Raw genomic sequence first — 14,704 nt, 5'->3', positions numbered from 1 at the left:
GGTGAAACCCGCTCCTACTTATATTATAATAAAAAGTAAGTTATGCACAAAAAAATAATATGCAACCGCAATCTTCCACTCAAGATGTGTCAGCCATTTTGTCAATAAAATCACCAACGCTGTTTTATGAATGGCAAAGTTATCGCTGTGCTTATGAAGTTTACCGCCCAACTACTGCAACTGAAGATAGCATTCCTTTGTTATTAATTCATCCTATAGGAGTTGGTTTGTCAAGGGTCTTTTGGCAGAGATTTTGCGAAAGCTGGAACGAAGCTGGCTATAGCAATCCGATTTACAATCCCGATCTTTTGGGCTGCGGTGATTGCGAAATGCCCGCTGTGGCTTGCTATCCGGACGATTGGGCGGCACAGTTGCAGTTTTTCTTGGAGACTGTAGTAAAAAAACCTGCGATCGTCCTGGTGCAAGGTGCTCTATTATCAGTAGCCTTAGCTTTAGCAAAAATTGAGCAGGAAAGCAGTTTGAATTTAATGCAGGGGCTAGTGCTGGCTGGACCTCCGGCTTGGGGAGTAATGAACAAACATTCTACCGCACAGCAGCAAAGAATTGTCTGGAATTTGTTAAATTCTCCTTTGGGAAACGCATTTTACCGCTACGCCAGACGCGCTGATTTTCTGCGCTCTTTTTCCATTAAACAACTGTTTGGGGATGCGGCAAAAGTTGACAGCGAATGGTTGGATGCTTTGCAGGCTGGGGCGGCTAATCCTGACAGCCGTCATGCGGTTTTTTCGTTTTTAGCGGGTTTTTGGCGGCAGGATTATAGTAGCACTATCCAAAAGTGCGATCGGTCTACACTCGTCATCATGGGAGAACAAGCTTCCAGTATTAGTCAAGCTGGTAAGGAAGAAAAACCAGAGGAAAGATTAGCGCAATATTTAGCTAATTTTCCCAATGCGGAAGGTTTATTAATGCCGGGGCGCAATGTTTTACCTTATGAGTCTACCGCAGAATTTGTGGGTGCTGTGGCGAAGTTTGTGAATAAGTTAAATAAAATAGAATTCGGCGGTTGAAACCGCGTCTACACGAACAAAGTCTGCCTCCGCAGACTATGAACTTAGGATACAATTAAAGAAAAGTGTACTCAACTCGGTTTTGTTATGAGTTATCGGAACATCATTACGATTGAACCAGGTAAACGCGGTGGAAAGCCTTGCATCAGGCGAATGCGAATTAGCGTGTATGATGTGTTGGGTTGGCTGGCTGCGGGAATGTCTCATGCAGAGATTCTGGACGACTTTCCAGAGTTGACGGAGCTCGACATTCGAGCGTGTTTAGAATTTGCTGCTGACAGAGAACGTTGTCTGATTGCTGTGGTAGGTGGCGTCTGAAACTGCTGTTTATGAAACTTCTATTTGACCAAAACTTAAGCCGGAAACTCGTAATATCAATTCCGGTTGTATCGGAATGATTTAACCACGAAGGCGCGAAGGACGCGAAGGAAGAGAAGAGAGAGTTTAATAATTCCGATGCTAACGGATTTGGTATAACTCTACTTGCTGATATTTTCCCTGAATCTAGTCATGTTCAGTAAGAAACTGGTGGCTTTAAGTTTGTACAATCAGTTAAGAATTCGGCGGTTAAAACCGCTTATAGAAGAAGAAAGTCTGCCTCCGCAGACTAAGATTGAGTTTCAACCTCGATGCCAGATTGTTGTACCATCCTTTTGATCGATTAAAGTAATTCCTCGATCCTTAAGTTCATCACGAAGGCGATCGCCCTCAGCAAAATCCTTCGCTTTCCGGGCATCTTTCCGCTGCTGAATCATGGCCTCAATCTCTGCATCCGTCAAACCACCAACCGAGATTTTAGTCTCAGCTTCCGGCGAAAATTCCAAACCCAAAACACCCGCCAAATTCACCAAAGTTAGCCATTTTGGCTGCAACAATTCCGCAGGTGTTTCGGTTTTCCCTTGATGTACCAAAACATTACCTTCCTTACCCAATTCCTTAGCCAATTCAAACAGCACAGTCAAAGCAGCGGGCGTATTAAAATCATCATCCATAGCTGCTTGAAATTGCTGCACAAATGTGCTATCTTGTGCCGTCAAATCATAATTTTTCTCAGCATCCCAACCCAGTGTAGAACCGTGTTGAGTACCAAAAACTAAGCCTTCCTTCAGAGTTTTCCAGCCATTTTGAGCATTGGCGATCGCCTCTTCGGTAAAATCAATTTGACTGCGGTACTGCGCCATCAACACAAACAGCCTCACCGCCATCGGCTCAACGGGCTTTCCCTGACTGTTACTCCCCCCCTTACCAAGGGGGGGCTGGGGGGGGTCAGATTGACTGTTACTCCCCCCCTTTGTAGGGGCGGTGCCCCCGTGCCCGCCCTCTGAGGGGGAATCAGACTCCAAATCACCAGACCAATTCCCCTCCAACAAATCGCGAATTGTAATAAAATTGTGCAAAGATTTCGACATCTTTTTGCCATTGACAGTCACAAAAGCATTGTGCATCCAATAATTAGCAAGCGACTTCCCCGTCACCGCTTCTGATTGAGCAATTTCGTTCTCGTGGTGCGGAAAAATTAAATCGGAACCGCCGCAGTGAATATCAATAGTTTCGCCCAAGCAATCGCGCACCATGGCCGAACATTCAATGTGCCATCCGGGGCGGCCTTTTCCCCAAGAAGAATCCCAAGCAGGTTCCCCTGGTTTAGCACTTTTCCACAGGGCAAAATCAGACGAGTTTTGCTTTTTTTGAGCTTCTATTTCTTCTGTTTCCAATCTACCGCTAGCCCCAGCCTGCATTTCTTCCAACTTGCGGCCGGAAAGTTTTCCGTAATCGGCAAACTGCCTCACATTGTAGTAAACATCGCCGCCAGACGCATAGGCATAACCTTTATTTTCTAATTCGTGAATCAGTCGTTTAATGCCATCCATTGTGTGGGTGGCGCGGGGATATTCATCGGCCCTGAGAATATTCAGTTGGTCCATGTCTGTGAAGTATTCATCGATGAAGCGTTGGGCTACGGCTTCCATTGTGGAATTTGTTTCACGGGCGCGGTTGAGAATTTTGTCATCAATATCGGTAAAATTCTGGACGTAGCTAACTTCGTATCCGCGCCACATCAAGTATCGGCGCACCATGTCCCACACGATGTAAGCGCGGGCGTGGCCGACATGGCAGTAATCGTACACCGTAACGCCGCAGCAGTACATCCGCACCTTTTGTGGTTCGAGGGGTTCAAAAGGTGATTCGCGACGAGTCAAGCTGTTGTAAAGCGTTAGGGGCATGGGATTTGATATTTGAGATTGATGTACTGCTGTAATTTATTATATTGCGGTTGGTGAATCTTTTGATGTTGTTGCGAAATCCTCGGCGGTTGAAACCGCGTCTACATAAACGAAGTCTGCCTCCGCAGACAAGCGAGATAATTATCAAATCTGGATTTAGTTTAGAAATACTCGGCGGTTGAAACCGCAGCTATACAAGCAAAGTCGGCCTCCGCCGACTGAGAGATAATTATCAAATCTGGATTTAGTGTTACTACCAAACATCTGTTAAATCTAAGACAAATCCCGGTAATACATCTTCCCCAGATAAGGTGCTGGGACTATCTAATATTTCCACATCCTGATTTTGTCTGTATATCTCGACTTTCTGGTTTTTGCGATCGATTAACCATCCCAAAATGGCTCCATTCGCGATGTATTCGCGCATTTTTTCTCGCAATGGTTCCATGTTGTCAGATTTAGAGCGCAATTCTACAACAAAGTCTGGACAGAGGGGAGCGAAGCCTTCTCGTTCTTTGGGTGTGAGAGTTTGCCATCTTTCTAATTTAACCCAGGAGGCATCTGGGGAGCGATCGGCACCATTGGGCAGTTTAAAACCGCTAGAAGAGTCAAATACTACTCCCAGCTTGGTTTGGCGATTCCACAGCCAGAGTTGTCCAGACATATCTTGGTTTCGATAGCCTGTGTCGCTTCCTGTGGGTGCCATAATGATTAATTCTCCTGTAGCAGTTCTCTCTAGCCTTAAGTCACGGTTGACGGCAGCAATTTGCTGGAACTGTTCGTGAGTTACTTTGAAGGTTTGGGGAATGGTAATGGTGGTTTTGAGCATACTGGGCTCCTTCGCGATCGGCTATTACCTATTCTATTGTGTCACAAAAGCTTGCAAGGTTATATCTGTTTTTTAAAGTAACCTTGTACTATTTGCGAATCACGTCCAAAAAATAATTGTGCATCATCTCAGACCAAAGAAACCGGGTTTTTATTATTTTTTGGGTGCTGTGACGAAGTTTTATCAAAAAAACCCGGTTTCTGGCCACCCGTAATACCCCGATCGCCCCCAACCACAAATATGTCGTCAAATCCTAACATTTACCTCAAGACCGATCCCCTAAACTAAAGTATGTCAGGATTTCCTGACATATTGATCCCCAAAATCACGAAAATGCGTATAAGTACCCATGATTGAAGCGAACAACCCCTTGACCAGACCGTAAATTGTCTGCATTATTAAACCATGACAAAGCGATCCCAAAGAAATGCTGTGAATAACCATTTCTGCGAGTCAAAGAGCGTCCGAGCTGCGATCAATAGCATTGGTAGTAGCATCGATCGCACTCACTCTCATCGATTTTGTCGAGTAAAAATCGAGGGAAAACCTTTAGCTAGACCGGATGTAGCGCGCGGAAGCCAACAAGTTATAGCCTCCATATGGGCGACTTAACTAAGTGAAAACAAGCAAGGCTTCAAAGGTTGGAGAGGTTTGGAAGCTCAAGCATATTTGCTGTTATCAAGAGTTTCTACCTCAAAAAGTCAACATATTTATTGTATGTTACCGGAAAACCTAACCCGCCATCCAAAATTAGTGGAGAAAAAATTTATGGCAAAAGAACGCCCACCATTAGAAGAGATGACTTTGCGGCAACTACGCAAAGTAGCTAGCGAATGTGGAGTCTCCCGCTACAGCCGGATGCGGAAATCGCAACTTCTGGCATCAATTCAAGAAATTCAGCGTACCAAATTTTCATACAGTCCATCTCGTAAATTAGAGGCGCAAGAAGCAGTGGAAGCAACAAAATTTGAACTAGGTCAAGAAGATCGGACAGGTGGTTCTCTTTCCTCTGTCGATGAAGGTTTAGCAGATTTGCCCAACGGGTACGGCGAAAGTCGGGTTGTTTTGATGCCACGAGACCCCGAATGGGCTTATACCTACTGGGATATTTCCAACGATCGCAAACAAGAAATGCGACGCCTAGGCGGACAGCAATTGGCCCTGCGGATCTACGACGTTACAGATGTTAACCTCGACAGTCAAAGCCCGCACAGCATCCAAGAATATCCTTGCGACGAACTAGCCCGCGAATGGTACGTCCCAATCCCTGTGAGCGATCGGGATTATGCGATCGACATCGGCTATCGCTGCGCCGACGGCCGTTGGTTGGTATTAGCGCGATCGGCCCAAGTCCGCGTCCCGCCAGTCTATCCGAGTGACTGGATCGAAGACCAATTCATCACCCTGGACTGGGAAGAAGACTTGCGCGGCAAAACCTTCGCCGAACTGGTTCCTCCAGCCAAGAAAATGGCAGCAGCAACAGCCGCCGCTTACAGCAACGGTAACGGCATTTACCAGCAAATCTTTGGTATGGCAGAATCGGCAGAATCCTTGCGCGTCGCAGGTTCTGTCTTCGGATCGATGCAGCACGTCGCAGGTTCGGTTCAGCAAGTGGGCATCCACGAACAAGCTTTGAGTTCCTACGTTTTCCCCTCCGGTGTGGGTATGTGGGCTGCTCCGGCCATGTCCGCTCTCACCATGTCCGGTGCTGGTATGTCCGCTCTCACCATGTCCGGTGCTGGTATGTCCGCTCTCACCATGTCCGGTGTGGGTATGTCTGGCCTCACCATGTCCGGTGTGGGTATGTCTGGCCTCACCATGTCCGGTGCTGGTATGTCTGGCCTCACCATGTCCGGTGTTGGTATGTCTGGAGTTGGCTTCGCCGCACCGATGCGCCCCCGTCAGTTCTGGTTGGTTGCTGATGCGGAACTGATCGTCTATGGTGCTACGGAACCTGACGCGACTGTATACATTGGCGGACAACAGATCAAACTGAATGCTGATGGCACTTTCCGCTTCCAGATGTCTTTCCAAGATGGCTCGATCGACTATCCGATTTTTGCAGTAGCCGCCGATGGCGAACAAAACCGCGCCGTCCACATGAAATTTGAGCGCGAAACCCCTCAACGGAACACCAATACCAAGGAAGATGCTGTGGTTGAGTGGTTGGGTCAATAACCACGATCGATGGGGCGATCGCCAAGCTCTGTGCCAATTTCTGAACCATCACAAGGCCTTGCCAGAGCACAAAACTGATTTGTTAGGGTTAATCCCAGACAACAACCCATAACACCCCCTATGCACCGTTCTCCTATTTCGAGGAGCGGTGTTTTTTGTATTTAGAAATAAGTATAAGCAACAAGGAAGAAGTCACCCGTTGATAGCAACCTCGTAGAAAATCTTTACACATCTGCCTTTTTATTAGGCGATTCGCCCTAGGACATCATCAACATGGATATTAGTAAGTAGAAGGAAGAAGATCGATGTGAAGAATGCTCATACAGCAAGCTTTTTAGCCCCCTGTATCTTACGTTTAATTAAGTGGACTTACTTAGCACCAGCTTTAATAATTTTGCTGCTAGTATTTGCTTACCCAATATTACGAGATTTTTGGCTAAGTTTATTCACCCAAAACCTCGGTACTGAACTCAAAGCAGTAAAAGGATAGTTTTGAACTTTGAATTATGCTCACATCACTTATCAACTCTTCCTTCTTCCTTAGCCAAGTTCAAGTTTATTTCTAATTTATCGATCGCTAAACCAGTTTATGATATGATGAATTACGGTATTACTATTAAAGATAATTAGAGAGCCAAGGTAATAAAAATTACAAGTTGTTTGGTTCGATCGCACGCAGCAAAAAGTCCCTAGCAAAACTTTCCCAGGAGCTGACAAAAATATGACGAAGGATGGCAACGATCAAGCTGAATCGCCGGAAAACCAGGATTTAAACAATGTAGACCGTATGGCCAAAGCTTTTTTGGTAAGCATGGCTTGGTCCTACGCCGAGGCCTTAGAGAAAACTCAAAAATCGCAAAATCAACAAAAACCAGCGCCGGAATCTCAGAAAGAACAAGTAGATAGCGATACCGAAAGTGATAAATGACACATGGTTCAGGCGATCGCCTCAATTCCTTCTTTGTCGAATAGACAGCAAAACCTGCGATCGAGATTTGCCAAACCTAAGATTCTGCTACAATCCACATAAAATCCCCTGAACTCTTGCCATACACCCATGAGTGAAACCGTCCTAGAAGTTAGCAACCTGCGGGTTGAATTTGACTCTGCCGATGCAGGCGATAGGTCTGCAACAGTCAAAGCAGTTGACGGCATTTCCTTTGAGGTGAAGCGAGGCCAAACCCTCGGAATCGTGGGAGAATCGGGGTCAGGAAAATCCGTCACTTCCCTGGCTATTATGGGTTTACTGCCCAATTTGTCAACTCAAATTTCGGGGGAAATTTGGTTCTCTTCAACCACAGACGGGACTCACAAACAGCCAGTGAATCTACTGGAAATGTCCTCCCAGGAAAAACAAATATACCGCGGCAGCCAAATTGCGACCATTTTTCAAGAACCGATGAGTTCGCTCAACCCCGTTTACACCATCGGGTTTCAACTGACGGAAGCGATTTGTCTGCACCAACAGGTATCTCCCATCGTCGCACGACGCAAGGCCACTTCTCTGCTGCAAGAGGTGAAGCTACTACCCGATGATGGGGAACTCAAGCAGCAGTGTTTGGCCAGGAAACAGCCGGATTCCTCCGCAGAAGGGCCAGAGGGAATGACGGGAGGCCGCGATTTGATGCAGCTCATCAACGCTCAAAAACAGGCTATGCTCGATCGCTATCCCCACGAACTATCGGGAGGCCAAATCCAGCGGGTGATGATTGCAATGGCCATTTCTTGCAATCCCACTTTATTAATTGCAGATGAACCGACAACAGCTTTAGATGTCACCGTACAAGCAACTATCTTGGCTTTGCTGCGGGAGTTGCGGGACTCTAGAGGCATGGCAATGATTTTTATTACCCACGATTTGAGCGTCATTGCGGAAATTGCTGATGTGGTGGCCGTGATGTATCGAGGTAAAATTGTTGAATGCGATGCGATCGAACAAATTTTTAGCAATCCCCAACATCCTTACACAAAAGGTCTGTTAGCTTGTCGCCCAACTCTGGAAAAGCAATTGCGCCGCTTACCCACAGTTTCGGATTTTATGGATGTCACCACTAACGCTAGCGGTGAGTTAGTAATTGTGGAAAAAAATATCGATTTAGATGGTGATAGCAGCGGCGGATTGTCCGCTTTTGCCACGGGAAAAGCACCAAGGCTACCTAATCTTGGCGCTCCTTTATTGACTGTCAATAACTTGAAAGTGGGTTTCCCAGTGCCTGGTATATTTGGGGAAACTAAGCGCTTGTTTATGGCGGTGAATGATATTTCTTTTGAGGTTTATCCAGGGGAAACTTTGGGTTTAGTAGGCGAATCTGGTTGTGGTAAATCTACTTTGGCTAGAGCTTTGTTACAATTAATTCCGATTTCTAGCGGTCAAGTTTTTTTTGAAGGTCAAGAAATTACGCCTCCTGCTTACAATATTTCTCAATGGCGATGGATGGCTAATTATCGGATACAGAAAGAGTATGCCCGCAAGTTGCGCTGGTTGCGCAGGGATTTGCAAATTATTTTTCAAGACCCTTTTAGTTCTCTCGATCCGCGGCTGAATGTGGGGGCGGCGGTCATGGAACCGATGGTGATTCATAGCGTTGGTAAAAATCAGCAGGAACAGCGCGATCGTGCCGCTTATTTATTAGAGAGAGTTGGTTTGAATCCTAATTTTATGGGGCGCTATCCCCACGAGTTTTCTGGGGGTCAACGCCAGCGTATTTGTATTGCTAGGGCTTTGGCTTTAAATCCTAAGTTTATTATTTGTGATGAGTCGGTTTCTGCCTTGGATGTTTCGGTACAAGCCCAAGTTTTAAATTTATTGAAGGAGTTACAGACAGAGTTTGGATTAACTTATATTTTTATTTCTCATGATTTAAGTGTTGTAAAGTTTATGAGCGATCGGGCGATCGTCATGAACCAAGGTAAAATCGAAGAAATTGGCACGGCAGAACGCATTTACCGCCAGCCACAGCAAGCTTACACGCGACAACTGATTGCTGCTATTCCGGCGGGCAATTTGGAGCGAATTCGGCAGCAACAATTAGGGCGCAAGACTTCTTTTAAGTCCTAAGATTAAATGATATCAATTCCGGCTGCGCCGGAATGATATAGAGTCCAAGGCTGTAGATCAGTTTAGCAAACTATTTGCCACTTAAGTCTTGCTCTTGCAGTGTCCCTACCGCGATCGATTGTAGGAACACGGCTCTTGGAGTGTCCTCCGCTTATATCATTCCGATGCAACCGGATTTGGTATCACTTCCCAAATCCGTAAATATACTGAAATTTCTTGAATGGGTGCGTAAATTTAGCCAAAATGTCAAAAACTAGATTTCACTCAGTAAAAATCGACTAAAATTCAGACTAAAATCATGAAAAATAGCCAATATATCGACTTAGATGCCAAAGAGCGCTTTTTGACCCTCTCGTTAGAGATGCTATGCGTGATTGGTTTCGACGGTTATTTTAAACTGATCGATCCAACAACCACAAAAATCCTCGGCTATTCCGAAGCCGAACTTTTAGCTAAACCCTTCATTGAATTTGTACATCCAGAAGAACGAGAAGCTACTTTCAAAAAAGTTGAAAGTATTGCTGCGAGTAATTGTACCATTGACTTTGAAAACCGCCACTGCTGCAAAGATGGTTCTTACAAGTGGATATCCTGGACTATTAGTCCTGCTCTAGAAGATGAATTGATGTATGCTGTCGGTCGCGACATCAGCGGATGCAAACCAATAGAAATTTCACTGTTAGAAAGTATACTTGAAAGCACCGCAGACTTGATTTTTGTCAAGGATACTCAGGGTCGGTATGTGTCGCTAAACTCCAAAACGGCAGCTTTTTTTGGCAAATCAAAAGCAGAGGTGATCGGCAAAAAAGACACAGATTTTTTTTCACCAGAAATCGTTGCTAAACTTGTAGAGATAGACCGCCGAGTTATCCAATCTGGCCTTGAGGAAACAGTCGAAGAAGTAGTAGAAGACCTTGACGGCAACCTTCAGACATATCTAGCAACTAAAAGTCCGTGGCGAGACAGAGAAGGTAATATAATAGGTGTGGTAGGAGTTACTCGCGACATTAGCGATCGCAAAATCGCAGAAGAACAACTGCGACAGAAAGAAGAATTTTTGCGTAGCATCTATGACAGTGTGGATTACAGCATTTTCGTAATAGATGTCGGCGCAGACGGAGAGTTTCGCTACGCCGGCTGGAACCAAGCAGCGGAGTTACTCGGTAACATCAGCAGCGAGTTCGGGTGTGGCAAAACTCCAGAAGAGATTTTTCCAGTGCCGGCCGCAGCGTTTCTCCGGCAAAAATTAACAGAATGTCTGCGAAAAAATAGCTCAATTTCCTACGAAGAAGCTGTTAGTTTTGACACGATAGAAGTATGGTTTCTAATAACTCTGAATCCGCTGCGAGACGAATCTGGTAAAATTTTTCGCATTGTTGGTAGTGCTACCGAAATTACATATCGCAAAAAAGCCGAACAAGCTTTAGCAGAACAATTGAAACTTTCTGTATTCAGAGCAGATGTGGGAATTGCTCTGACAGACAACCAAATTTTACCTGTAATTTTGCAAAAGTGCTGCGATGCAGTTGTGCGCCACTTGGATGCTGCTTTTGCTCGGATTTGGACGCTGAATGAAGACGAAAATGTATTGGAACTGGAAGCAAGCGCGGGGATGTACACTCATATTAACGGCGATCACAGCCACATTCCTGTCGGTCAATTTAAGATTGGTTTAATAGCTAAAGAGCGAAAACCCCACCTGACTAATGCTGTTATGGAAGATCCCCGTGTCAGCAACAAAGAATGGGCGGAACGAGAGGGAATGGTAGCTTTTGCCGGATATCCGCTGATTGTTGACAATCAGTTAGTAGGAGTAATAGCGATGTTTTCTCGCCACGAGTTGAACGAATTAACGCTGATTGCTTTAGCATCCATAGCGGATGCGATCGCCCTGGGAATTAAACGCAAACAAATAGAAGTTGCTCTAGCGAAACAAAAGCAAACTTTGAGGGGAATTATTGACAATGCTCCCATCTGGGTATGGATGACCAATATTAACGGGCGGATGTTATTAGTTAACAAAACTTTTTGCGAAGATGTTGCTATTCCTGAAGATAAATTTTTGGCAGCAACTCACTATTCCGAAGTTTTGGGAGTAGAAGCATCTGCTAACTACATGGCATCTGACTTGCAAGCGTGGAGTCAAGATACTCCGTCTTATTCTGAGGAAGTTATGCAACTTGCTGACGGTGAAGAACATTATTTGGAGACAATAAAAACTCAGATAAAAGATGCTTCTGGCAATTCGATAGGCTTGATCGGTTTGGGTTTGGATGTGACGCAGGAAAAAGAATCTCAAAGAAAATTGCAGGAGTCGGAAGCGAGATTCCGTAAATTAGCTGAGCAGGAAGCGCTGCTGAACCAACTAGCGAGTAATATCCGCGCTTCTCTGGATTTGGATACTATTTTAGCAACTACTGTCGAGCAGATTCGCGAGTTGCTGCAAGTCGATCGGTGTCTGTTTATGTGGTATTTGCCCGACGCTTCGCCGCCTGCTTGGGATGTCGTATACGAAGCTAAAAATGATGACTTGTTATCGCTTTTGGGTTATTATCCTGCTGATGTAACAGGCTCGCTGCCCCGAACAATCGCAAATTTGGAAGTCTATGAAGTAGATAATGTTGAAACTTTAAGCGATGCAGTAGAACGGGATTTTTTTTTGCAGGCGGGTTACAAGTCTTTCTTGGATTTGCCAATTAAAAGTGCAGGGGGTTTAACTGGTGTTGTTAGCTGCGTTTCTTGCAGGGAGGTACACAGGTGGACAAAAAATGAAGTGGAATTGATCGAGGCAATTGGTAATCAATTGGCCATCGCCATTAGTCAATCTGAACTCTACACTCAAAGCGTAGATTCAGCTCGGATAGCACAAGAACAAGCTAAACAGCTAGAAGTGACTTTGTGCGAACTCCAGCAAGCTCAAACTCAGCTAGTTCAGGCAGAAAAAATGTCTAGTCTAGGTCAGATGGTAGCAGGAATTGCTCACGAAATCAATAATCCGGTCAGCTTTATTTTCGGCAATATTAGCTATATAGACGAATACACCAGAAGTTTCATTAAATTGCTGGAAATGTATCGAGATGAATTCCCAGAAGCACCGCCAGCGATTAAGTCAGAAATCGATGCGTTAGAACTAGATTTCTTGCTGGATGACTTGCCGAAAATACTGTCTTCTATGAAGGTGGGAGCGATTCGTATTCGCGATATCGTGCGGAGTTTGCGGAGTTTTTCTCGTCTCGATGAATCTGCCATGAAAAGTGTTAACCTTCACGAAGGTATCGACAGCACTTTGATGATTTTAGAACACCGACTTAAAGCTCAGTCCGTTAGCGTAGCGGGTACGGAGTACCATCGCCCACTAATTCAAGTTGTTAAAGAATACGGAGAATTGCCGCTTGTGGAGTGCTACGCCGGACAGTTAAATCAGGTGTTTATGAATATTATCGCTAATGCTATTGATGCTGTAGAAGAACAGAAGTCAAATCCGGGAATAATCCGTCTTCGTACAGAGGTAGAAGGTAATTTTGTGGCGATCGCGATTTCTGACAACGGTGTAGGGATGACCGATCGAGTCAAGCAGCGGATATTTGACCCATTCTATACTACAAAGGCGATCGGTTCTGGGACTGGGATGGGTTTGGCGATTTCCCATTCAATTATTGTGGAAAAACACCAAGGTGAAATCAATTGTATTTCCGCTCTCGGCAAAGGAACTGAATTTATCATTAAAATTCCAATTGTTAGTCATTAGTCATTAGTCATTAGTTATTAGTCATTAGTTATTAGTCATTAGTTATTAGTCATTAGTTATTAGTCATTAGTTATTAGTTATTAGTTATTAGTCATTAGTCATTAGTCATTAGTTATTGGTTATTGGTTATTGGTTAGTTGCTACCAATACCCATTCCCAATTCCCCAATTCCCCATTCCCCATTCCCTTTACTCTACAATCTAAAATGGCATTACCTCCCGGCAGTTTCGGTTTACCACTCATGGGCGATACCCTCAACTTTTTGCGAGATTCGCAATTTGCCAAAAAACGCCACCAGGAGTACGGAAATATTTTCAAAACCAGCATTTTCGGACAGCCTACAGTCTTTATGTGCGGTCAGGAGGCGAATTTGTTTGTTTTAAGCCACGAAAACCAATATTTTGTGGTGAGTTGGCCTCCCAGCACGAAAGCGCTTTTAGGGCCACTTTCCTTGGCGCTGCAAACTGGTGCTGACCACCAAAATCGGCGCAAGTTGCTATACCAAGCATTTCAACCACGGGCCCTGGCTGGGTACATTGAGGCTATGGAAGATATCACTCAGCGCTATTTGGAAAAGTGGGGACAAATAAGCGAGTTCGCCTGGTATCCAGAACTGAGAAATTATACTTTTGATGTTGCTGGTAAGTTATTAGTTGGTATTGATTCTGGTTCGGGAACGGCGCTGGGACATTATTTTGAAACTTGGTGTAATGGTTTATTTTCTATTCCTTTAGATCTGCCTTGGACTCTGTTTGGAAAAGCTAAGAATAGCCGAAAGTTACTGTTAGCAGAACTGGAAAAGATTATTCGCGATCGCCAACAAGGAATCCCCGGTGGCAATGATGCTTTAGGTTTGCTAATTTCGGCTCGCGATGATGAGGGAAATAGTTTGAGTGTGGAGGAGTTAAAAGACCAAGTGCTGCTGCTGTTGTTTGCGGGACACGAAACTCTAACTTCGGCGATCGCCTCTTTTTGTCTTCTGTTAGCTCAACACCCCGACGTGATGGCAAAAGTGCGAGCCGAACAACAGCAGTTCCCCCCTACAGAACCGCTAACCTTAGAGCAACTCAAACAAATGACCTATTTAGAACAGGTACTGCGAGAAGTCCTGCGTTTGGTGCCACCAGTGGGAGGTGGTTTTCGGACAGTAATTAATGCTTGTGAGTTCGGCGGCTATGAAATTCCTAAAGGTTGGAGCGTACTTTACGAAATCAATCAAACCCATCAAGATGCAGCAGTGTATCCTGAGCCCGATCGCTTCAATCCCGATCGATTTAACTCCGAGCGATCGGCTAAACCTTTCAGCTACGTACCATTTGGCGGCGGTTTGCGAGAATGTTTGGGCAAAGAATTTGCCCGCTTAGAAATGAAATTGTTTGCAGCAACGATGATTCGGGAGTGCAACTGGGAGCTTTTACCAAATCAAGATTTGAATTTAATCAGAGTACCAACTCCCCATCCCCGCGACGGTTTGCAAGTCAAATTTCAGCGAACAACTATAAAAAAGTAGAACACCCAGAACCCCGACCTATCTTTCTCTTCTTCTTTGTGTCCTTCGCGTCTTCGCGGTCGCTCGAACAAGGAATTTAGGTCAACGGATTCGATCAAACAAGGATCTCTAAGAGCGATCGCATTTTA

10 protein-coding genes and 1 pseudogene are annotated in these 14,704 nt (G+C 45.0%); 9 read left to right on the top strand and 2 right to left on the bottom strand.

Features of this window, described 5'->3' with window-relative positions; genetic code table 11:
* The first annotated feature begins 59 nt into the window (after positions 1-59).
* Positions 60-1,028: an alpha/beta fold hydrolase gene (locus tag P2A85_RS07665; RefSeq protein ID WP_377478435.1), complete on the top strand. Its 969-nt coding sequence runs from the start codon at positions 60-62 to the stop codon at positions 1,026-1,028.
* Between the two features lie 87 nt (positions 1,029-1,115).
* On the top strand, positions 1,116-1,346 hold the full coding sequence (locus tag P2A85_RS07660) for a DUF433 domain-containing protein (RefSeq protein ID WP_377478434.1): 231 nt from the start codon (positions 1,116-1,118) through the stop codon (positions 1,344-1,346).
* Positions 1,347-1,648: 302 nt separating this feature from the next.
* On the opposite strand, the gene cysS is transcribed toward P2A85_RS07660, so the two are convergent.
* Both cysS and P2A85_RS07650 read right to left on the bottom strand, forming a co-directional pair.
* Complete coding sequence (gene cysS / locus P2A85_RS07655) at positions 1,649-3,253, bottom strand: cysteine--tRNA ligase (protein WP_377478433.1); 1,605 nt, start codon at positions 3,251-3,253, stop codon at positions 1,649-1,651.
* Positions 3,254-3,506: 253 nt separating this feature from the next.
* Entirely contained in the window at positions 3,507-4,082 is a 576-nt protein-coding gene (locus P2A85_RS07650) for a Uma2 family endonuclease (RefSeq protein WP_377478432.1), read from the bottom strand.
* A gap of 405 nt (positions 4,083-4,487) precedes the next feature.
* Between P2A85_RS07650 and P2A85_RS07645 the strand changes: the two genes are divergently transcribed.
* The 7 genes and pseudogenes from P2A85_RS07645 (at position 4,488) to P2A85_RS07615 (ending at position 14,576) form a co-directional block, all read left to right on the top strand.
* Positions 4,488-4,694 carry a hypothetical protein gene (locus P2A85_RS07645; RefSeq protein ID WP_341736797.1) on the top strand — a complete coding sequence of 69 codons (207 nt, stop codon included), beginning with the start codon at positions 4,488-4,490 and terminating at the stop codon, positions 4,692-4,694.
* 156 nt (positions 4,695-4,850) lie between these two features.
* Positions 4,851-6,260, top strand: coding sequence for a DUF4912 domain-containing protein (locus tag P2A85_RS07640; RefSeq protein ID WP_377478431.1), 1,410 nt, complete (start codon positions 4,851-4,853; stop codon positions 6,258-6,260).
* Between the two features lie 346 nt (positions 6,261-6,606).
* Positions 6,607-6,741, top strand: a pseudogene (locus tag P2A85_RS07635) (sugar ABC transporter permease); the annotation flags it as partial.
* Positions 6,742-6,981: 240 nt separating this feature from the next.
* Entirely contained in the window at positions 6,982-7,188 is a 207-nt protein-coding gene (locus P2A85_RS07630) for a hypothetical protein (protein WP_377478430.1), read from the top strand.
* A 129-nt stretch (positions 7,189-7,317) separates the two neighbouring features.
* Entirely contained in the window at positions 7,318-9,318 is a 2,001-nt protein-coding gene (locus P2A85_RS07625; RefSeq protein WP_377478429.1) for an ABC transporter ATP-binding protein, read from the top strand.
* Positions 9,319-9,616: 298 nt separating this feature from the next.
* On the top strand, positions 9,617-13,066 hold the full coding sequence (locus tag P2A85_RS07620) for a PAS domain S-box protein (protein WP_377478428.1): 3,450 nt from the start codon (positions 9,617-9,619) through the stop codon (positions 13,064-13,066).
* 205 nt (positions 13,067-13,271) lie between these two features.
* The gene (locus P2A85_RS07615; protein WP_377478427.1) at positions 13,272-14,576 is read left to right on the top strand and encodes a cytochrome P450; all 1,305 of its coding nucleotides are present in this window, start codon (positions 13,272-13,274) and stop codon (positions 14,574-14,576) included.
* Positions 14,577-14,704: the final 128 nt, after the last annotated feature.

The organism is Microcoleus anatoxicus, from assembly GCF_042465725.1.
Taxonomy (GTDB): domain Bacteria; phylum Cyanobacteriota; class Cyanobacteriia; order Cyanobacteriales; family Microcoleaceae; genus Microcoleus; species Microcoleus anatoxicus.
The sequence above is the reverse complement of the archived record's forward strand: the minus strand, read 5'-3'. Positions and strand labels throughout refer to the sequence as shown.

Excerpts from the sequence above, each read along its gene's own strand:
- cysS (WP_377478433.1), bottom strand. The coding sequence starts at position 3,253 with ATGCCCCTAACGCTTTACAACAGCTTGACTCGTCGCGAATCACCTTTT.
- P2A85_RS07660 (WP_377478434.1), top strand. The coding sequence starts at position 1,116 with ATGAGTTATCGGAACATCATTACGATTGAACCAGGTAAACGCGGTGGA.
- P2A85_RS07640 (WP_377478431.1), top strand. The coding sequence starts at position 4,851 with ATGGCAAAAGAACGCCCACCATTAGAAGAGATGACTTTGCGGCAACTA.
- P2A85_RS07615 (WP_377478427.1), top strand. The coding sequence starts at position 13,272 with ATGGCATTACCTCCCGGCAGTTTCGGTTTACCACTCATGGGCGATACC.
- P2A85_RS07620 (WP_377478428.1), top strand. The coding sequence starts at position 9,617 with ATGAAAAATAGCCAATATATCGACTTAGATGCCAAAGAGCGCTTTTTG.
- P2A85_RS07665 (WP_377478435.1), top strand. The coding sequence starts at position 60 with ATGCAACCGCAATCTTCCACTCAAGATGTGTCAGCCATTTTGTCAATA.
- P2A85_RS07645 (WP_341736797.1), top strand. The coding sequence starts at position 4,488 with ATGACAAAGCGATCCCAAAGAAATGCTGTGAATAACCATTTCTGCGAG.
- P2A85_RS07650 (WP_377478432.1), bottom strand. The coding sequence starts at position 4,082 with ATGCTCAAAACCACCATTACCATTCCCCAAACCTTCAAAGTAACTCAC.
- P2A85_RS07625 (WP_377478429.1), top strand. The coding sequence starts at position 7,318 with ATGAGTGAAACCGTCCTAGAAGTTAGCAACCTGCGGGTTGAATTTGAC.
- P2A85_RS07630 (WP_377478430.1), top strand. The coding sequence starts at position 6,982 with ATGACGAAGGATGGCAACGATCAAGCTGAATCGCCGGAAAACCAGGAT.